Genomic DNA, 20,378 nt, shown 5'->3' on the forward strand with positions numbered 1-20,378 from the left:
TTGATTGATTAAGCTGAATATTCGTTTTCTAAAACTACAGCATCTTTACCATGGTCGCCGGCAGCGGCAAGCGGCTTAGGTTTGCCACTAATGCGTTCCTGCAAGCCCTGGAATATCACATATAGTACAGGTATGATAAACAAACCTAACAGTACGCCTGAAACCATCCCGCCTGCTGCACCAATACTGATAGAGTGGTTACCCTGTGCAGATGGGCCGGTAGCGATACTCATCGGGAATAAACCGAATACGAATGCCATGGAGGTCATGATGATTGGACGGATACGGAGCTGAGCAGCTTCAATAGCCGATTGAACCAGCCCATGCCCTGCCCTTCGCCGCTGCACCGCGAACTCTACGATCAGGATCGCGTTCTTGGCCAACAAGCCGATGAGCATGATCAGCGCAACCTGTACATAGATATTGTTTTCGATACCGGTTAAGCCTAACACAATGAATACCCCGAATAAACCTGTAGGTATTGAAAGTATTACCGCCAATGGCAGGATATAACTTTCATACTGTGCCGACAGCAGGAAGTATACAAACACCAAACATAACAGGAAGATCACAGTCGACTGACCACTTGAAGCAATCTCCTCACGGGTTTGGCCGGTAAACTCATAGGCAAAACCTTGCGGCAATTGCTCCTTAGCAGTTTCCTCAATCGCTTTAATGGCATCACCAGAACTGTAACCAGGTTTAGGGATAGCATTGATTTCGATAGAGTTGAAGAGGTTATAACGTGAAGCAGTTTCTGAACCATACACACGGGTTAATTTAACCAGGGTGTTGATCGGCACATTTTCGCCCGATTTGTTTTTAACAAATACACGGTCAATTGCTGATGGATCTGTCCTGTCGGCAATATCTGCCTGAACAACCACACGGTAGTATTTACCAAAGCGGTTAAAGTCTGATGCCTGTGCGGTACCGAAGTAAGCCTGCATAGTTGACAGGATGTCTTTAACACTTACACCCAACTGGTTGGCTTTTTCGTCATCAACCTCTAATTGTAACTGGGGATAATCAGCTTTGTATGAAGTAAAGGCGAAAGCAACAGCCGGCTTTTGCATCAGTTTCATGATAAAGTTATTGGCGACGCCGCTAAATTTATCCAGCCTGCCGTTGGTTTTATCCTGCAGCATTACGTCAAGCGCTTCCACGTTGCTGAAACCAGGAACGGTTGGGAAACTGAACACGAAGAACGTACCACCTGGTATGCCTGCTAATTTGCCCCTCACAATATTCTGGATAGCATCAATATTTTTAACTTCTCCCCTTTCTTCAGTAGGCTTCAACAACAGGAAGATAACACCTGCCGACGGGCTGCTGGATTGTGTTAAGAAGTTAAAACCAGAAAGCGCGGTAACAAATCGTGCTGACGGCAGTGTTTTCAACTGATCCTCAGCCAGTTTAAAGGTTTTGTTAGTTCCTGCTAATGAAGTACCTGATGGCGTATTTACTGCTATAGCCACAAAGCCCTGGTCCTCGGTAGGAATGAAGCCTGTTTTGGTTTTGTTTACCATGTAAACTGTAGCAACAACTACTAAAGCAAGGCCGGCCATGCTGATCCATTTATTACGGATCAGAACTTTCAAGCCGCCAACATACCTGTTGGTCATATAATTGAAGCCACCATTGAAGCCCGCGTAAAATTTCTCTACAAAGCTTTTCTTAGGTGCGTCATGACCGTTTTCGCTATGTTTATTCTTTAAGAATAGCGCAGCCAAAGCCGGACTTAAAGTTAACGCGTTAACGGCCGAGATAATGATAGATATAGCCATGGTTAAGGCAAACTGGCGATAGAAGATACCTGTTGAGCCCGTCATGAAGCTCACCGGCAAAAATACCGCCGCCATAACCAAAGTAATAGATATAATGGCACCTGTAATTTCGTGCATGGCTTCCGTAGTGGCAGCCTTAGGGGTTAGGCTTGGGTCATGCTCCATTTTGGCATGCACCGCCTCCACCACCACAATGGCATCATCCACCACAATACCGATGGCCAATACCAACGCGAACAGTGTCAACAAGTTAACCGAGAACCCAAACAGGTTCATGAAGAAGAACGTACCGATAATAGCAACCGGAACCGCTATAGCCGGGATCAAAGTTGATCTGAAATCCTGCAGGAATATAAATACTACGATAAATACAAGGATGAAGGCCTCAACTAATGTATGCTCAACCTGGTTGATAGACTCATCAAGATCGGTTTTAGTACGATAGAACTGGTTGTATTTAATCCCGACAGGGAAATCTTTAGATAATTTCACCATCAGGTTGTCGATAGCGATCTGGATTTCGTTAGCATTTGAACCTGACAATTGAATAATACCGATGATAATACCATCGTGGCCGTTAAGGTTACTAACACTATTATATGAGTATGCACCCAGTTCAACACGTGCCACATCTTTCAAACGCAATACAGAACCATCTGCATTAGCACGGATGGCGATGTTCTGATATTCTTCTGGTTTGGTAAGTTTACCTTTATATTTAATTACATACTCAAATGCTTCGTTGCTGCGCTCGCCAAATTTACCTGGTGCTGCTTCAAGGTTTTTGTCCTGTATAGCGGCGGTTACTTCGGCCGGTGTAACATTGTAAGTTGCCATTTGGGTAGGATTTAACCAAACACGCATTGAATAATCCTTAATACCACCAAAAATACTGGCAGAACCTACACCCGGGATACGTTTAATTTCCGGAACGATATTGATCTGTGCATAGTTGGCCACAAAAGTTTGATCGTATTTTTTGGGGTCTTCAGAGTAGATGGCCATAGCACCGATAAAGCTGTTTTGCTGTTTGGTGGTTGTAATACCATATTGCAAAACCTCGGCTGGCAACTGGCTTGAAGCCTGTGAAACACGGTTTTGAACGTTTACCGCTGCCTGATCGGGGTTAGTACCCTGTTTAAAGTAAACGGTAATACCCAATGTACCGTCATTACTGGCGGTAGAGGTCATATAGGTCATATTTTCCACCCCGTTAATCGCTTCTTCTAACGAAGGCGTAACGGAGCGTAAAATAGTTTCGGCATTGGCACCCGGATACACGGCTGATACTAATACCGACGGAGGGGCAATATTAGGAAACCGCTCTAAGGGCAGTTTTGTTAAACCAAGTACCCCCACTATCACCAATAATATGGAGATAACAGTTGAGAGTACCGGTCTTTCTATAAATTTCTGAAACATGACTTTAAAGTTTAAGTGTATGTATTATTTCTTAACTACAGCGGCTACTTTATCTGAAGCCTTTTGAGGCTGGATAACCATACCTTCCTGTAATTTATCAATGCCCTCTAACACGATCTGGTCGCCGGCTTTAATGGCTTCTTTATCTTTAACCAGGTAGTGATCACCTGATTTACCAATTATGTCGATAGGTTGTTTTTTCACTTTGCTGCTATCGCCAACTACAAATACAAATACTTTATCCTGCATTTCGATAGTTGAAGCTTCCGGAACGATCAAAGCATCTTTATGGCTCAGGCTTAAACGGATCTTGCCGGTATTACCAGAGCGTAAAAGACCGTCAGGGTTTGAGAAATTTGCCCTCAGGGTGATAGCGCCGGTGTTTTTATCAAACTGACCGTCTACAATATCAATTTTACCTTGTTTAGCATATTCTGTATTATCAGCTAACAATAATGATACTGATGGTACATTTTTCAATTTATCTTTCAGGTTAGCGCCGGGATATTGTTCTTTAAAGGCAACAAAATCTTTTTCGCCCAATGAAAAGTAAACGTGTACATCATGAACATCTGATAATTGAGTTAGTGGAGCAACATCCGCAGGAGCAACAAGGCTACCTTGTTTCTTAGCAAGCAGACCGATATAACCGCTTACAGGAGCTTTTATTAAGGTGTAACCCAAATTGATCTGCGCGGTAGCTACGTTAGCTTTAGCCGATTCGATGTTGGCTTTTGCTACATCAGCTGCTGCTTTAGCCGTTTTTAGCTGGTAGTCAGAAACTACTTTATTAGCTACAAGCGGAGTTAATTTTTCAACTTCCAGTTGCGCATTTACATGTGCTGCTTCGGCGGCGTGTAAGCTTGCTAATGCGTTATTTAAAGCCGCACGGTATGGTTGTTCGTTAATTTTAAATATTGGCTGCCCGGCAGATACGAAAGCGCCTTCGTCAACAAATACTTTATCTAAAGTACCGCTTACCTGTGGCCTGATCTCTACGTTAACGGCACCTTCAATTGAAGCAGGATATTCCTGATAAGTAGTTTCGGTACCTGATACTATAGAAGCAACCGGTAAGGCCGGCGGTGGAGGTGCTGTGGGAGCCTGCGGTGCAGATGAACATCCGTATAATGTTAAAGCTGCAACTGCTGCTAAAAGGAGTGTTTTCATGAGTGATGATTTTAAGAGTGGTGAATGAATAGGATTAGAAAAAGCCGTTGGGCTTGTGATATATGATGATTTGATTGTTTTCATTGTTTTACTGTTGCCGATCATTTTCAATTGAGATGCCAGTTATATAATTAAACTGATTATCAATTACTTATATTTATAATATTTAATTTCCAATGCCTTATATCGTTATTTTCACGATTTTTCATGACGATATACCGAAACGATGTACGCTAATTACAGCAGTTACATAAATTAGATGTTACAACACCGTTAAATCGTTTAACACTGTTAAATAGATTGCGAGGGTTGTGAGTGAGCTTTTTCATTGTATTAAGAGTTTGTTTTAAAAGTGCTTAACAATTGCCTAACACTGTAAGGTAATTTAACAGTGTAGTTTTCAAGCCGCAGAAAGAATTAATCTTTCATCGACCTGATGATACCGCCTATGGTATCTTTCAAAACCTGGCGGTTAACTTCGTCAGAGAATCCCCTGCTCAGTAAGTTAATGGATACCAAACCGTGTACGACCGACCAAAAGGTATAGTACTTGGTGCAGATCATTTCGTCATTGATATCTTTTATATCCATCAGTTGCATAATAGCCTCGCTAACCATAGTAGTAGGGAGCTGGGCTTCGGGCATTGATTTTACCATTTCGCAGCAACAGTTCATCTGTACGCCAAACATAACCTGGTAAAGTTCCTTATTGTCAAAAGCAAAGTTCCAGTAAGCAAGCCACATGGCCTCCAATTGCTTTTCGGGCAGGCGGTGCTTTTCTTTGGCTTCCTCCATGTCCTTTGCTAATATCAAATAGCCTTTGCGGGTAAGTTCCATTAATATAGCATCCTTATTTGCAAAGTATTCATATATAATGGGCGCGGTGTACTCAATTACATCAGCAATCTTACGCATGCTTAAAGCCTGCCAGCCTTCATGTTTAACTATGTGGAGCGCAGCATCCAGGATATTAACCCGGGTTTCCTCTTTTAAGCGCTGAATTCGTTCTTTACTTGCCATTTTGATTACACTATTAAATCATTTAACAGTGTTAAGCAAAAGTATAACGGTTTTCAGGATTATTTACCATCCCTTTGTAAAAAACGTTTCATCCAATTGTCATGGATTAAACCTTTTGAGTCAAATCCGGTCAGCAAACGCTTATTTCTTTACCAGGTAAACCAATTGCCCAATATGATAGCCCTGGTGTATAGTACGATTAATCAGGATATTTAATCTGTTACGGTGCGGCTCTTTTGCAAAATCATCTGCTGCAATGGCGCTATGCGGCTTAAACCATTCTTCGGGCTGCATAGCATTCATCCTTTCGGTTAAAACCTCATTTACTTTAGCCCAATATTGTTTAAGTTCAGCCAGTGACGGTTTCTCCAACCCAGAATTTTCAGGACTTTTAACAAAAATTTGATCCAGCTGGGGATAGAGCCTTTCGCCTAAACCTAAAAAAGTAAACATTCCGTCGCTAACAGCAGTAAGGTGACCCAGCAGGTAAATACCGCTGTTTCGGCCGGGAGCAGTTTCGGCAGCAAGAGCTTCGTCAGTTAACTTATCGAGTAAACCGTTTAGGCGATTGTTTTGCAGTTCCCAGTTGGAGACTACCATTTTGATAAATAATTCTGTTGACGGCTGTATGCTGGTTTCGGTAATGTTTGTGCTCATTTGTTGCAGATGTTATATCAAACCAGTGGATTTGATGACACAATTATAAGCTAAAACGGGGCTGGCGTAAATACTAAGCAGCTTATATGACAAAACTATGATACCACAGGCTCATCTTCAATTTTACGCACCAGCCATATCATCATGGCAGCAAAGGCGGCAACAACAAAAAAAGCTATTTGCAGGTTTGCTGCCTGAGCAATAAAACCAACTATTGGTGGTACTATAACAAAACCCAGGTAACCAACTGTTGATATGGCGGCCAGTGCCTGGCTGCTGTTCATTGTTTTTGATTTACCGGCCATGCTAAAAATCAGCGGCACTATACATGACACCCCCATGCCTATCATGGCGTAGCCCAAATAAACGGTTAAAGTATATGGTAAAAACACAGATACCAGCAAACCGGCCAAAACCAGCGAGCTGCTATAAGTTAACACCTTTTTTATACCAATGGCCGATACTACCCTATCGCCCGCGAAGCGGCCAATGGTCATGGTAACCATGTAAACTACAAAGCCGGCCTCAGCGAATGATTTGGTGGCATGGACTACCTTTTCAAAATAAACACCGCTCCAATCGTACAGCGTGTTTTCGCAGGCCATAGAGGCGAAACATATTAAAGAAAATTTAAGCAAGTGTTTATCGGGCATGGAAAACACCGATTTATTGGGTGTTTCGGCAGGCTGATAGTCATATGTTGAGGGATAAAATATTACCGAGAGGATCAGCATCGCAACTCCCACACCTAATAAATGATATGAAGGAGCCACGTTAAATAATACCATTAAATAGCCGACAGCAGCGCCGCCAAAACCGGCCAGGCTCCAGATGCCATGGAATGTTACCATGATCGATTTATCATACAAAGCCTGGATCCCCACGGCCTGCGAGTTCATAGATAAACCTAATATATTACGGGTTGAGCCAACAAAAAATAAAACTACTATCAGTTGCCACATATAAGCTGCAAAACCGGGGAGGCAAAGCACCAGGCTAAAGGCCAGTGCACCTATCAGCATCATTATACGGCTGCTGAAATGCTTGATCATTTTAGCCGTTAAAGGCATGGTAAGCATCAGGCCAACAGGCATGGCAAACAGCACAACCCCTAACTGGGCTTCATTTAAATTAAGCTGATGTTTTATGGATGGAATACGCGAGGCCCATGAAGAATACCCGAAGCCCGAAACAAAGAAGAAGACACTGTTGGCAATCCGCATTTTTGATTTGCCCGCAGCCGTTAGCTGATCCATACTTAATAATTAAGCGCAAATTTAGCTATAATTTATAAGTGCGGCTGCCGTTATCTGCAATTAAATGCAGCTTACATACATGGCTGAAGCTCGCCGCAGGGCTGATTGTTTCGCACTGCTTTATGAAAAACTTTAACGAAACCTTGTTGTACGTAAGTTAACCCGAGGTTTAAAAGGGCTGATACCTGCAGTGGTGTGGTATCCGGCAGGGTGAGTGATATGAGGTGTGATATGAGTTTCATGATTACATTATCGTTTCCGGCTGCAAAATTGCTACAATAGTTTCAAAAAAAATTTACCCGGATCAACAACTGACTTTAGGAAGATAATTGATAATGAGTATGATAAACCGTTGACAAACGGCCTACCTAATCCTCTCTTTGGGAGAGAGTTTGGGATGAGCCCTGCTCATCCAATTGCAATATTGATGCGTTAGTTTGTTAGCATGTTTTTTTAGCTTTACTTTTGAGATAAGTATTTAAATGAAAGACACCACCAAAACTTTGAGTTCAGGACCTACATATAAAGCAGCCGGTAAAGTAGCAACCATTATCGAAAGGCATTTCAGGCATTTTCACGCCAAAGCCCTCGCCGATAACGATGAGATAGACCTTGCTCCTACCCCCAGCTGCACCACTATTGAATCACTTATCGATATCTCGTTTTGGGCAAGCTTGCGCCGGGAAGAGGGATTTTCGCCAAAATTCACGCTTGCTTTTTTGCCGCCCGAAGCTGCCGGTCAGCCGTTGTTGTTTGGCGGTAAAATTAAACTCGCGCCTAATATCCTCACCAAATTTGCTTCGGCGGTACAACAGCCGGGCATCCATTTGGGCATCTGGATAGAAGATGATGAACTCTACATCTGGGGGACCACCCTGGCTATCCCGGCTTATTGTTTTGTGCTGGAAGTAATTGAACCCGGATTATTAGTGATCAAACATCGCCGTATAGAGGGCTTTGGCAAATTTGTAAACATAGCCATATTAAAAGGCGACGATATTAAAGTAGTTGACGAGCATGGCTCCAGCATTTCTGATTGCCCTAATGTACTTTCGGCCATGCTTGATTTTACTTTACCATCCCTATGGAACGATCCGGTAAACGTATTAGTTCAGCTGGCTACCTCCATGCAAGCCCACAAACGTGGCGGCATATTATTAGTTGTGCCCTCCGGAAACGAAGAATGGCGCGAATCTATCATTACCCCGATCTCCTACCCTGTCGATCCTCCGTTTTCGGGCCTTACCGATTTGATGATTCACGAAGGCATCGACCGTTACCACACCTCATGGCAGGAAAAAATGCGCCGCGCGGTTGATACCATAGGCGGATTAACCTCGATAGACGGCGCTACGCTAATAAATGATAAACACGAGCTGCTGGCTTTCGGCGCCAAAATAGGTCGTGCAGCAAAAAGCTCACCTGTCGAAGAGATCGTAGTGACCGAGCCTATCGTCGGTTGCTCAACCAGGGTGATCCACCCGGCGCAAAACGGCGGTACAAGGCATTTAGCGGCAGCACAGTTTGTCTTCGACCAAAAAGATGCCTTAGCACTGGTAGCTTCTCAGGACGGCCGGTTTACGGTATTTGCATGGTCGCCGGTTGTAGGCATGGTGCATGCGCATCAGATTGATATATTGTTGTTGTAGCCCCCCGGCCCCCTAAAGGGGAGGTAAAAGGCGAATTTCAAGAATGGCGATGCAGCACCAAAGCATTTAAGCTTTCGTCCCAGATAAACACAAAACTAAGTAACGGATAAATCTTGCATGTATCCTCCCCCTTTAGGGGGCCGGGGGGCGTTTAATCACAATTCAACAATAAATCGTAATATTTCCGCATCAGTACGGTATCGTAGTTAACCAGCGACTGATAAGCTTCTGAAACCAGCTCATTGAGGATAGATGATCCAAGCTGCCCGCCTCCATTGGGGATGGAGTCGTAATAAACAATGATTTCCTTCACCCTTATTATTTCGTACAGTAACTGCTGAACCAAATCCGTCTGAGTACCCGTCTGCATACCAGCCGAATTGCTATTCAGGAAATCTAAAGGATCGTTAGCAGCAGGGGTCATTTTTTTATCAAACAGGATCGGAATTATGGTTTTATCAACTACGTATTAACAGTTAATAAGTTTAAACATCCGCTTTTTGTTTTAAAAAAATAAAAAAAATTAAAACAAAATAGCAAAACCCTCATAAAGAGGGTTTTGCTACTGTATAAAAACACTTAATTATTTTGCTTTGGCTCAGGCTTAGGTAACAGAACCTTGCGCGATAGCTTCAGTTTACCTTGCTTATCTACGTCAAGCAGCTTAACCCTTACCTCGTCGCCTATCTGGAAGATACCATCCATCGTTTCAATACGGCGGTGATCAATTTCAGATATGTGCAGCAAGCCATCTTTACCAGGCATAATTTCAACAAACGCACCGAAAGGCATAATTGATTTTACTTTACCTTCGTAAATCTCGCCCACTTCTGGTTTTGAAGCGATAGCGCGGATGCGGCCTAAAGCGGCGTCGATAGATGCTTTGTTATCAGCAAATACCTGAACGATACCCTGGTTGTCTTTTTCCTCGATAGAGATGGTTGCGCCTGTTTCACGCTGCATTTCCTGGATGATTTTACCACCTGGCCCTATAACCGCACCAATAAATTCTTTATCAATTTTAATGGTAACGATACGCGGAGCATGTGGTTTGTAGTCGGCACGTGCCTCGGTAATGGTTTTAGCCATTTCGCCAAGGATATGTAAACGGCCGTCTTTAGCCTGGTTTAACGCGTTGGTTAATACTTCGTATGAAAGGCCGTTGATCTTCAGGTCCATCTGTACAGCAACGATACCGTTTTTCGTACCGGTTACTTTAAAGTCCATATCACCTAAGTGGTCTTCATCACCAAGAATGTCAGAAAGGATAGCATATTTGGTACCCATTTCGTTGGTGATCAAACCCATCGCGATACCTGATACAGGCTCTTTAATTTTAACACCTGCATCCATAAGCGCCAGTGTACCGGCACAAACTGTAGCCATTGAAGAAGAACCGTTTGATTCCAAAATATCAGAAACTACACGGATAGTGTATGGGTTTTCATCTTCAGATGGCAATACTTGTTTCAATGAACGCATGGCCAGGTTACCGTGGCCAATTTCACGGCGGCCGGCACCCCTGTTAGGCCTAACTTCGCCGGTAGAAAAACCAGGGAAATTGTAGTGTAACAAGAATTTTTGGTAACCGTTAATGAACGCACCGTCAATCATTTGCTCGTCATCCTTAGCACCTAAGGTAACGGTAGTTAATGATTGTGTTTCACCGCGGGTAAATATCGCCGAACCGTGAGCAGATGGTAAATAGCCAACTTCGCTCCATATCGGGCGGATCTGTGTAGTAGTACGACCATCTAAACGTTTGCCCTCGTCTAACACAAGGTTACGGATAGCATCATACTCCACATCGTGGTAATATTTTTTAGCAAGGCCTTTAGTAATATCATCTATCTCACCTAAGGTTTCGATATAGGCGTCACGCACTTCTTTAAATTTAGCACTCCGCTCTTCTTTTGCAGATGCAGCAGAAGCAATGGCGTAAACCTGATCATAAGTAGCAGCGTAGATAGCTTTTTTCAAGTCCTCATTGCTATGCTCATGGCTGTAAACACGTTTTTCGGTTTTACCAACTTCAATGGTCAGTTCTTTTTGAGCTAAACATTGCAGTTTAATAGCAGTGTGGGCAAACTTGATGGCTTCAACCAATTCAGCTTCCTGAATTTCTTTTGATTCGCCTTCAACCATGTTGATATCATGCTCGCTACCTGCAACAATAAATTCTAAAGTTGCATTTTCAAGCTGGCTTAATGTAGGATTGATTACTAACTGTCCATCAATTTTAGCAACACGTACTTCAGAGATTGGGCCGTTAAAAGGGATATCAGAAACAGCTAAAGCTGCAGAAGCTGCCAAACCGGCTAAAGCATCAGGCATGATGTCTTTATCGGCAGATATCAAGGAGATCATCACTTGTGTATCAGCGTGATAATCTTCAGGGAACAAAGGACGCAAAGCACGGTCAACCAAACGGGAGATCAAAACCTCATAGTCTGATAAACGGGCCTCGCGGCGTAAAAAACCACCCGGGATACGGCCTGTTGCAGCGTATTTTTCCTGGTAGTCAACAGATAAAGGCAAGAAGTCAACTCCTTCTTTAGCTTCAGGCGATGATACAACAGTAGCCAGTAACATGGTGTCACCCATTTTTACTACTACCGAACCATCCGCTTGTTTGGCCAGTTTACCTGTTTCGATCTCAATGGTGCGTCCGTCGCCCAGATCAATAACTTTTTTAATTACGTTTAAACTCATCTTTTTTTGTTTGTGATGCACTTTTCATCTTCGGGAGCGCATCGGATTTTATGTGTGTAAATATATGTTGCAAAAGTAAAAAAGCCATCCTAAAATGGGGATGGCTTTTAAATAAAAAAGGAGAGAATTACTTAATGATATCCCTTAGCTGTAAAGCTTTGATGATAGCACGGTACCTTTCAATGTCTTTATTATACAGGTAAGCAAGTAACGCACGACGTTTACCTACTAATTTTTGTAGCGATAATTGAGTTGAAAAATCCTTTTTGTTTTTTTTCAAATGCCCTGTTAAGTGAGCAATACGGGTAGTAAATAAAGCTACCTGACCTTCGGCCGAACCTGTGTCAGCTGCTGATTTACCGTGTTTTGCAAAGATCTCTGCCTTTGCTTCTTTACCTAAATACATTACTTGAATAATATTAAAGCGTTAACTATTTTATTAATTGTGGGTGCAAAGATAGTGATTAATTATGCAAAAGCAAGGGGGCGGATGGATTTGTTTTTGGGGTAATTTGCAAGTGGTTGATTAGGTTGGATTAGGTGAATGGTTACTTAGGTTGGATCAAGTAATGGATTATTGTTGTCTGAGCACCAATTTTCTGCCCATTCTTTTAATTCAATAAATCCGGGTTCTGACGTAAATAAATCCGGAATCAAAGGTCCCAATTCCGAAATCAATTATGGCGTTACCTTCGGCCCGCGCTATACGCTCATACTGCACAGGCGTTAGCCACAGGCCGGTATCCGCTCCTATCGCTAACGCGAATTCATGTAGAATTAAATCAACCACCCACTTCTAAGGCAACAAATAATCCCCCGCCTTACCATACTTCTCCAGTTGCCTGATCCCGGTACTTGAGATGTGTTCAAATTCCATATCGCAAAAAATTGCCGTTACACTAATATTCTTGCCACCCAATTCCTGCAGGTATCGATATTGGTTTAGTTCGTACTGTAAATCCGATCCATTTCGTAATCCCCGGATAATAGTAACGTCATACCCCAAACCATCTACAAATTCGGTGAGTAACCCTTCGTAGGTTTCAGTTTGCCTGTATCTTAATATTTCCGGCAATTCGTATGCGGCTTTATCTTTACCAGGATTAACACCACGGGCTATGATCACCTTATCAAAAATTCGCTCGGCCTTTTGGAGTATATTATAATGCCCTTTGTGGAATGGATTAAAGCTCCCCGGATATACTGCTATACGGGGTTTAAAGTTTTCTACATAGGCTATTAAATAATCCAGGGCCGGATTATCAATGCTTTGTCGCAGACTCTTTAAAATATCCACCCGCTTCTCACGGTAAATCTTATGATCGACAAACTGAAACTCTTTAAAAATCTGTTGCTCATAAATCAGCAGTTTATCAAATGGCTGTTTTAAGATATTAAGATCGGCTGCACTGAAAATCTCTGACAATGCCGAGCCCGGCTTGTGATGTTTGGTATCGAGGATAATATCCGTTACAAGAGCTTTGAGCGCTCCATCCCCCGTAAAAGTTTCGTTAAAATATTGCGCCGAATCTTCTTCATTTGTGCCTGATCTCGGATCGTAAATGATATCATGGAAAATTGTAGCCAGCAATAATACATCATTGTCACTGTAGCCCCGCTTCTCTAATTGTTGCCATACATCGTCCAGATGCTCAAGGGTGTGGTAAAACCGATGGGGCTCGCGGTAATGGTTTAACACTACTGGATCAACCCCTAACCTTGCCAATCGCTCAGCTTTTTCAATGACTTTCATAAGCGTTGAATTGCACGTAATTTTACGAAGTGCCTTACATTATAACAAACGTTATTTCTTAATCTACCATTCACCTGATCAACCCAATCAACCACTCACTAAACCTATTACTTCCCTTCTGTCCAGCTTTTAAAAATAGCCGATTGCAATTGGTCAGGATTAGGCAATGGTGTTATTTTAAATGTCTTTTCCCTCAGCCTGCCCAAAACAATCGTTATGTCTTTCTTTTCGCCGTTTTTTAACAAACCCAATGTTAGGCTATCTCCTGTATTTTTGGTTTCGAAAGCTTTAAAAAGTATATCTTTTGTGGCAGGAGTACCATCAACTGTTAGGATTACCGTACGCCCCCTGATGCCTTTATCCCAAGCCGGCGATTTATAAGCAACAGTATTGATCCGGAGGGTGTCACCCTGCTGCCGCACGTTAAGGCCAGCCCATGATTCCGATACCACTTTAGTAGCAGTATCAACAGCTAGTCCTCCGTAAGCGAAATATTTTGGATAATCAGGCGGTTTAACGGTGGATGCATATTCAAATACCTCGGTTAAAGGTACGCCCACCATTTTCTCACATTCATTCCTGAATTCCTGTTCTGTAAAACCGCGGTTCAGCTTTTTGTAATACTTATAATAAAGCAGGCGCATTACATCATCAAGCGTTTTTTTATTTTGCGTTGCATAGCGGATGCTGAAATCAAGCATCAAACCAAGAATCGGCCCTTTATCGTAGTATGAAATGGTTTTATTAAAATCATCGCCCTGCCTGCCGTTTGGTCCGTCATCCCAGGTGTTGTGGCTGGCTTGCGTTGCCGATTGATACAAATGCCCGGGTTCATTTTCATAGTTACGCAGGTTATTCTGAAAATCACCAAACATATCCTCATTATTCATTAAACCCGCATGCCTGGTTATCATATACTCATAATAAACGGTAAAGCCTTCTGATACCCACAGCATATTGGTATGGTTCTCTTTGGAGTAATTAAACGGACCAAGCTCAACCGGCCTGATGCGTTTAACATTGTAATGGTGAAAATACTCATGCGCTATAAAGTTGTACAGCTTTTTACGAGCTTCGGTAGTATTAAACCCTTCACCTCCGCTAAAACTTAACGAGGTTGAGTTTAAGTGTTCGATACCGCCGCCGCCAGCGCCTATTGATAAAAAGGTATAATGTGTATAAGGAATTTCTCCTATGATGTTGCTGCCGGTCACTACTATCTTTTTTAGGTCGTTCATAAACGCCTTCCTGTCAAAAGCAGGCAACTTATAACCGATAAAGTTGTGTGGTTTATTCTGCACGCTGAAAGGTGGCAAAACTTCCAGCTCGCCCATTAAAAAAGGGCTGTCATAAAGCACATCAAAATCGGCGGCTTTGTAAACATGGTATTGTCCCTTCAGGGTATCCAGCCCGGTTGCTACCAGATCATTCCATTTACTGTAAGGCTTCATTTGGATGGTGACTGGATGGCGTAATTCCTGGTCGAGGTACATGAACAAGCCACCGGGGGTAATGTAGCCCCTTGTTTCGTCAAGGTAAACGTTGCCCACAAACGGCACGACAGCTTTAACATCGTATGAGATCTTTACATCTCCGGCCGAGGGGTTAATAACCTTCCAGGTATCCTTAGTAGGCTTATCAAATTTAAGCGAATTGCCTTTTGCATCGGCAACAGTAAAATTTTGTACAGCTCCGGCAAAATTGATTAGCTGGTAATATCCCGGTGTCCAAACGCACATCTTAAAATCGAGCGTTTTGAGGTGGGTTTTATTGGTCAACTCAACATGATACAAATGGTCGGCCGCCTTTTCCATCGACACCGAATATTGCATATTAACAGGTTGCTGGGCCCAAACGCCGGCACAAAAAAACAGGCAAAATGACAGGGTTAAATTAGATAGTAATTTCATTATCTGCTTGGGTTTTGCCGAATATAATAAACAGCGGTTTATTTATTTCACCAATCACCGGAAATTAGCCCGAAAAATGCCTGTATTTATCCACTGGGGATAAATTTTACCAGATGTTTTAACTTAAGAAAACAGGCCATGATCAGCTTATTTTCCGGATAAACTACTCCTTCGGCAGCCCATCTTCAAACCCACAATCGCCACTGCTTGCAGCTATATCCAGGTTCCAGGCCGAAGTTAGGAAATAAGGCGCTGTACCATCGGCATTTTTAGTGCTATAGGTACACCTGATCACCCTGCTTTCGCCCGGTGCCAGTGAGATATAATTATCGCTGAAGATCACCGGTAAAATATCGTCACCACCTTGCCCTTTTAAAGCGCGCAGATGTACAAAAAACGCAACTGCACTGCCTGTATTTTTGATAGTTACCATATGCGAGGTGCTGTCCCCTTCAGCTTTACCGGTTTGACTAACCACTAATTTAGTTTTGGGTAAAGATTGCAGGGCTGAATAATCCGCATAAGCCGATTGTGGTGTAGTAAACCAGTTTGATTTTTTCCAATTCAGCTCATCGCTTTTTTTGGAGAGCCAGTACCAGTTGATGCTTTTAGTTCCACCGCTTTTATCGCTTAGCTCAAGGCGCAACAGGTAAGTATCCGTTAAACCGGTAATGGCGGGCAGGGCGAATAATCTTTTTGATGCATCGGCACCTATATCGGCAGTTGCGGTTTTGCTGAATTTATTTGACCCATCGAGGTTATAAACATCAGCCTTAACTTTTAAACCGGTAAAGATTTTTAAATAGGAGTTGATAATTGCTACCTCATTAGTTTTGTAAGAATACAGCACATGCAGCGGCTCCATCGCCTTTTTCATGCCAAAGTAAGTACCGGCCGGATACAGGTAATAATCATATGTATGCCAGATAATGCCTGGCCACGGATTGCTCAGCATCCATTGAACTACACCCGTGGCCGTTTGATATTTATTTAACCCGTAGGCTTCCATCATGGCACGGTGGGCCTCATAGTTTTGGGCCTGAGCCTTGGCTACATAGTTTTTGACGGATGCAGTTTCGCCGTAACGGCTGTAAAGCGCTTTGGTGAATACCTTTGTGGTGCCAAATGAGCCTGTACCGCAATGATAGTTCCAGGCGGTCGAGGTTACGTTCAGCGAATCTTTAGGAATAAATTTCACCAGGCTTTCATATGGCGGGATTGACGGACCGGGCGAAATCTCGGTAGCAAAACTGTAAGTACCGCCATACTTTTTGGCGGCATCGGTTTCCCAATAAACAGGCGGCACCCACTCATACGGGCCGGCCATTTTTACACCGCTATAGCCCGATACTTTTGATTTACTTTCATTAGCGGTTGCTAATAAGGGGTTAGGCCATTTTAACTGCTTTTCAATCTTCAGGTAATCGCGCTCAACCGAGGTATCTGTCGGCGGCATATCGCTGCCATTGAGCCATACAAACAAGCTGGCCTTGTTGCGCAGCCAGTACATCACACTACTATCTGACGCCATGGCAACTTTTCGTTCTGCCGCATCCCATTTTTCGGGATGCTGCCAGGTGCCGCAGCACATCCAGCCGTTCATCACCATCAGGCCGTATTTATCGCACAGATCGTAAAAATTATCGTCTTCCATTTTACCTTCGGAGCGTACAATGTTCATGTTCATATCGCGCACCAGGCGGATCTCCTGCTCCTGCCTTTCGGGCGACCGGCGCTGGAAAATATCAGGCGACCAGGCCGCGCCCCTTAACATAATAGGCTTGCCATTCACAATAAACTCCCGCGACTGGTTATTGTCAATAATCCTGGATGTAAACTGCCTGATCCCAAAGTTCTCACTCACCGAGTTGCTCAGCTTTTTATTAACCACAACCGATACTTCAATGCGGTTGAGATTTGGCTTACCATATTGCCAGGGCCACCAGATGGACGGATCTTTGATATTAAGCTGCTTAAACTCCAAAGGTGAAAAGTTTACATTCTTCGACTCGTTAGCCAGCAGGTGTACTTTTTTTTCGAAGGATATATTTTCATTGATCCTGCCTTTGATCACCGCATCCTGTGGTTTATTGGTATAGTTGGTCACCTGGGCGTCTACCGTTAAATGAGCGATAGTTAACGATGGCAGATCGAAATCTGTTGTAACCAATGGAAACTTTACGCCTACTTTATTGTAAGTTCTCACTTCAACGTTGTTGATGATACCACCATTATAATCCTGTGGATAGGGAATCCAGTCGGCATAATCAATGGCAAGGTCGCCATCGCGTTTGTTTGGGGTAAAAGGCCTAAGCACTTCAATAGCTAAAGTGTTGGTGCCGCTATAGTTGATATTTTTGGTGAGGTCAAGATCAATGATGCGATATGGGCCCTTCACTTTTGTTGAATCGGCTATTTTAACCCCGTTGAACCAAACGTTGGCTTTATAGTTGATGCCATGTAAACGAAGGATCACGTTTTTGCCATTTTCGACAGCAGGCAGGGTAAACTCCTTCCTGAACCACCATGGTTTATCCAGCTTCGGATCTGCCAGTTTTTCAAGGTTCCTGCCCATAAATGGGTCGAAATTATATACATGATTGGCCAGTAAGCCCGCTAAAATGGTTGATGGCACGCTTACTTTATGCCAGCCTTGGGTATCAAATTTTTCTTTCGAAATCTCCGTAGCGGCGGCGGGCACTGTAACTGTCGATTGCATCTGCCAGTCATCCTTCAACAGTAAGTTAAAATTCTCCTGCCGCTCCTGCGCAAATGCCCTTGTACTGAGCAGGGCTATTACCGACATTAATAATATTTTTTTCATGATAGATTGACTTTACTTCTGATTATCGTAATACAAAGCAGCCGCACCAATGATACCGCTGTTTTGCAGTTCCGAGATCTCGATTTTTATACGTTCAAGCGTTTTTGAGTAGGCAAAGGTTTTCACCTGCTGCCACATAGTATCTTTAAAATATTCAAAAGCCTGGCTTACCGATTCGCCTAAAATAATCAGCTCGGGATCATAGGCATACATGATCATTTTTACTGCATTCCCCACATGATTTCCTAATTCGGCATACAGCTCCAATGCCCTCTCTTTGCCGGCCTGTGCATCTTTAAATACCTGTACGCCATCCAATCCGTATACATTACTAAAAAATGAGCCGCTGCAATAGTACTCCAGGATGTTATCGATATAGGGAAAAAGACCTATCTCCCCGGCACCGCAATTGTGGCCTGCGTACAGTTTGCCATTGGTGATAATGCCGGTGCCAAGCCCGGTGCCCAGGGTCACGCCAACCATGCTGTCAGTACCCTTTCCCTTTCCAAAATATAACTCACCTACGGCAAAACAATTGGCGTCATTATTTACATATACCGGGATGTTGTATCGCTCCTGCATCAGTTTTTTCAGGTGCACTTCCTTCCATGAGGGAATATATTGCACATCATAAACAATACCTTCGGCTACGTCAACCACGCTGGGCACGCCTATGCCTATGGCGCTGGCCTTATCGTTTTGCAACAGGGCATCAACAACAGTATAAATATCGTTCAGCACATCTTCTACACTGCCGTCGCTTTTTATCCGTTGCGATACAATATTACCGATGGTGTTATTATTAACCACCGCTCCGCGGATATTGGTAGCACCCAGATCAATACCTATAACTTTTATATTGCTCATTTATTTATTATGCTTTATTATCAAAAATAGTTTTGTTGGTAACCAGCGGCTTAGCCCAAAAGCCGATACTAAGCATGTAGCCGAATGTAATGTACAGGAAAAACATCCCCTGCCTTAACCCAAACAGGCTGCCCAAGCCGCCTATCAAGAGCTGAACCACCGCGCCGCCAATAATACCGGTAACCAGGATCCCGGCAAATGAACCGTGATCTTCAGCTATCGAACTCAACGCCAGCGAGAATATAATGGGATACATTACCGACATGAAGAAGCCAACTATTGAAAATGAGTACAATGATGTTTGAGCGCTGCCGAACAAACCAAGCGTGAGGAAAATGAGTGCCAAAATGGTAAAGATCACCAGCAGCTTGCGGCTATCCATCAATTTAAGTAAAAACAAGCCTAAAATGCCGCCGGCAGTCATCAATCCCCAGAAATAGGCTACCGCGCTGGCACCTGTAGTTTGCGGATCAAACTTGTGGTAAACAAGTAAAAATTGCGACATCCAGTAGGATACGCCCTGCTCGCTGCCCACATAACAAAACAAAGCTATAAAGTAAGCTATAACAACGGGCTTTTTAAAAAGGTCGACGTGGGTTTTCCATGGCCCGGCTTTTTCATCGCTGGCCAGTTCAACCTTCGGAAATTTAGATATCAGCATGATCACCAACATACCTAAACAAATAACCGCAAACAGCCAGTACAACGAAATCCAGGGCATGGCTGTGGGTACGTGCGCCTCAAGCAAAGGGAAAATACCACCCTTGCTGCTCCCCATGTTTTTAACCATGTATGAATAAACCAGCGGACTAACAAAGGATGCCCCGCCAAATATGAGCTGTGCCAATACTGAGGTAAAAGCGTAATTTTCCTCCCCGCCTGATGTGCGGAGCAGCGGATTAATCACCACCTGCAGCATAGCCATACCGCAGCCAATTAAAAACAAGGATATAATGGCAGTAAGATAAATAGGATAAACAGCCAATAGTAAAGAGCCAAAGAACGCCACCACAAAAGCAGCAACCATAATGGTTTTCTCATTATACTTTTGAACCAGCATGCTCGACGGAATTGACATAACCCCATAGGCAATAAAAAACGCAAAGGGCAATACCCCTGCCATTACATCGCTCAGCTTGAAATCCTTAATAAACTCGGGAGATAACGGCCCGATGATATTGGTTAAAAACGAAATAACAAAAAACGTAAGCATGATCAGCGTTACGATATAGTAGTTTTTCTTCATCAACTGGAGGGTTATGGTTTTTGGTTCGGTATAACCTAAATATCGTTAAAAATCTTTTGATGGAATAATTTCATAAAAACTTATTTAAATTGTTACACTTCCTTT

At 43.2% G+C, this 20,378-nt stretch carries 15 protein-coding genes; 1 reads left to right on the forward strand and 14 read right to left on the reverse strand.

Annotated elements, in window-relative coordinates; all coding sequences use genetic code 11:
* Window positions 1–8: 8 nt before the first annotated feature.
* From ABID99_RS14345 to ABID99_RS14370, 6 genes are all read right to left on the reverse strand, one after another.
* Window positions 9–3,209, reverse strand: coding sequence for an efflux RND transporter permease subunit (locus tag ABID99_RS14345; protein ID WP_373614145.1), 3,201 nt, complete (start codon window positions 3,207–3,209; stop codon window positions 9–11).
* A gap of 24 nt (window positions 3,210–3,233) precedes the next feature.
* Window positions 3,234–4,379, reverse strand: coding sequence for an efflux RND transporter periplasmic adaptor subunit (locus tag ABID99_RS14350; protein WP_373614146.1), 1,146 nt, complete (start codon window positions 4,377–4,379; stop codon window positions 3,234–3,236).
* Between the two features lie 417 nt (window positions 4,380–4,796).
* Window positions 4,797–5,399, reverse strand: a complete 603-nt coding sequence (locus ABID99_RS14355; RefSeq protein ID WP_090524775.1) for a TetR/AcrR family transcriptional regulator — start codon at window positions 5,397–5,399, stop codon at window positions 4,797–4,799.
* A 141-nt stretch (window positions 5,400–5,540) separates the two neighbouring features.
* Window positions 5,541–6,056 (reverse strand): DinB family protein, encoded by a 516-nt coding sequence (locus ABID99_RS14360; RefSeq protein ID WP_373614147.1) that lies wholly within the window; start codon window positions 6,054–6,056, stop codon window positions 5,541–5,543.
* Between the two features lie 95 nt (window positions 6,057–6,151).
* A complete protein-coding gene (locus ABID99_RS14365; RefSeq protein WP_090524771.1) occupies window positions 6,152–7,312 on the reverse strand; it encodes an MFS transporter in 1,161 nt (386 codons plus the stop codon).
* 71 nt (window positions 7,313–7,383) lie between these two features.
* Complete coding sequence (locus ABID99_RS14370) at window positions 7,384–7,554, reverse strand: hypothetical protein (protein WP_373614148.1); 171 nt, start codon at window positions 7,552–7,554, stop codon at window positions 7,384–7,386.
* A gap of 240 nt (window positions 7,555–7,794) precedes the next feature.
* On the opposite strand from ABID99_RS14370, the gene ABID99_RS14375 reads away from it, so the two are divergent.
* A complete protein-coding gene (locus ABID99_RS14375) occupies window positions 7,795–8,961 on the forward strand; it encodes a putative sensor domain DACNV-containing protein (RefSeq protein WP_090524769.1) in 1,167 nt (388 codons plus the stop codon).
* 151 nt (window positions 8,962–9,112) lie between these two features.
* Here the strand turns inward: ABID99_RS14375 and ABID99_RS14380 are convergent, their stop codons facing one another.
* The 8 genes from ABID99_RS14380 to ABID99_RS14415 form a co-directional block, all read right to left on the reverse strand.
* Window positions 9,113–9,385, reverse strand: coding sequence for a hypothetical protein (locus ABID99_RS14380; RefSeq protein ID WP_090524767.1), 273 nt, complete (start codon window positions 9,383–9,385; stop codon window positions 9,113–9,115).
* Window positions 9,386–9,540: 155 nt separating this feature from the next.
* Window positions 9,541–11,673, reverse strand: a complete 2,133-nt coding sequence (gene pnp, locus ABID99_RS14385; protein ID WP_354482072.1) for a polyribonucleotide nucleotidyltransferase — start codon at window positions 11,671–11,673, stop codon at window positions 9,541–9,543.
* Between the two features lie 127 nt (window positions 11,674–11,800).
* Entirely contained in the window at window positions 11,801–12,079 is a 279-nt protein-coding gene (gene rpsO, locus ABID99_RS14390) for a 30S ribosomal protein S15 (RefSeq protein WP_090524765.1), read from the reverse strand.
* A gap of 390 nt (window positions 12,080–12,469) precedes the next feature.
* The gene (locus ABID99_RS14395; protein WP_373614149.1) at window positions 12,470–13,426 is read right to left on the reverse strand and encodes an adenylyltransferase/cytidyltransferase family protein; all 957 of its coding nucleotides are present in this window, start codon (window positions 13,424–13,426) and stop codon (window positions 12,470–12,472) included.
* Window positions 13,427–13,533: 107 nt separating this feature from the next.
* Window positions 13,534–15,336 (reverse strand): M61 family metallopeptidase, encoded by a 1,803-nt coding sequence (locus tag ABID99_RS14400; RefSeq protein WP_373614150.1) that lies wholly within the window; start codon window positions 15,334–15,336, stop codon window positions 13,534–13,536.
* A 163-nt stretch (window positions 15,337–15,499) separates the two neighbouring features.
* Window positions 15,500–18,160: a glycoside hydrolase family 2 protein gene (locus ABID99_RS14405; RefSeq protein ID WP_373614151.1), complete on the reverse strand. Its 2,661-nt coding sequence runs from the start codon at window positions 18,158–18,160 to the stop codon at window positions 15,500–15,502.
* A 12-nt stretch (window positions 18,161–18,172) separates the two neighbouring features.
* The gene (locus ABID99_RS14410; protein WP_373614152.1) at window positions 18,173–19,027 is read right to left on the reverse strand and encodes an ROK family protein; all 855 of its coding nucleotides are present in this window, start codon (window positions 19,025–19,027) and stop codon (window positions 18,173–18,175) included.
* A 7-nt stretch (window positions 19,028–19,034) separates the two neighbouring features.
* Window positions 19,035–20,273, reverse strand: coding sequence for an MFS transporter (locus tag ABID99_RS14415; protein ID WP_373614153.1), 1,239 nt, complete (start codon window positions 20,271–20,273; stop codon window positions 19,035–19,037).
* Window positions 20,274–20,378: the final 105 nt, after the last annotated feature.

This window comes from Mucilaginibacter sp. OAE612, assembly GCF_041806395.1.
Taxonomy (GTDB): domain Bacteria; phylum Bacteroidota; class Bacteroidia; order Sphingobacteriales; family Sphingobacteriaceae; genus Mucilaginibacter; species Mucilaginibacter rubeus.

Excerpts from the sequence above, each read along its gene's own strand:
- ABID99_RS14345 (WP_373614145.1), bottom strand. The coding sequence starts at position 3,209 with ATGTTTCAGAAATTTATAGAAAGACCGGTACTCTCAACTGTTATCTCC.
- pnp (WP_354482072.1), bottom strand. The coding sequence starts at position 11,673 with ATGAGTTTAAACGTAATTAAAAAAGTTATTGATCTGGGCGACGGACGC.
- ABID99_RS14375 (WP_090524769.1), top strand. The coding sequence starts at position 7,795 with ATGAAAGACACCACCAAAACTTTGAGTTCAGGACCTACATATAAAGCA.
- ABID99_RS14395 (WP_373614149.1), bottom strand. The coding sequence starts at position 13,426 with ATGAAAGTCATTGAAAAAGCTGAGCGATTGGCAAGGTTAGGGGTTGAT.
- ABID99_RS14405 (WP_373614151.1), bottom strand. The coding sequence starts at position 18,160 with ATGAAAAAAATATTATTAATGTCGGTAATAGCCCTGCTCAGTACAAGG.
- ABID99_RS14410 (WP_373614152.1), bottom strand. The coding sequence starts at position 19,027 with ATGAGCAATATAAAAGTTATAGGTATTGATCTGGGTGCTACCAATATC.
- ABID99_RS14365 (WP_090524771.1), bottom strand. The coding sequence starts at position 7,312 with ATGGATCAGCTAACGGCTGCGGGCAAATCAAAAATGCGGATTGCCAAC.
- ABID99_RS14360 (WP_373614147.1), bottom strand. The coding sequence starts at position 6,056 with ATGAGCACAAACATTACCGAAACCAGCATACAGCCGTCAACAGAATTA.
- ABID99_RS14350 (WP_373614146.1), bottom strand. The coding sequence starts at position 4,379 with ATGAAAACACTCCTTTTAGCAGCAGTTGCAGCTTTAACATTATACGGA.
- ABID99_RS14370 (WP_373614148.1), bottom strand. The coding sequence starts at position 7,554 with ATGAAACTCATATCACACCTCATATCACTCACCCTGCCGGATACCACA.
- ABID99_RS14355 (WP_090524775.1), bottom strand. The coding sequence starts at position 5,399 with ATGGCAAGTAAAGAACGAATTCAGCGCTTAAAAGAGGAAACCCGGGTT.
- rpsO (WP_090524765.1), bottom strand. The coding sequence starts at position 12,079 with ATGTATTTAGGTAAAGAAGCAAAGGCAGAGATCTTTGCAAAACACGGT.
- ABID99_RS14400 (WP_373614150.1), bottom strand. The coding sequence starts at position 15,336 with ATGAAATTACTATCTAATTTAACCCTGTCATTTTGCCTGTTTTTTTGT.
- ABID99_RS14380 (WP_090524767.1), bottom strand. The coding sequence starts at position 9,385 with ATGACCCCTGCTGCTAACGATCCTTTAGATTTCCTGAATAGCAATTCG.
- ABID99_RS14415 (WP_373614153.1), bottom strand. The coding sequence starts at position 20,273 with ATGAAGAAAAACTACTATATCGTAACGCTGATCATGCTTACGTTTTTT.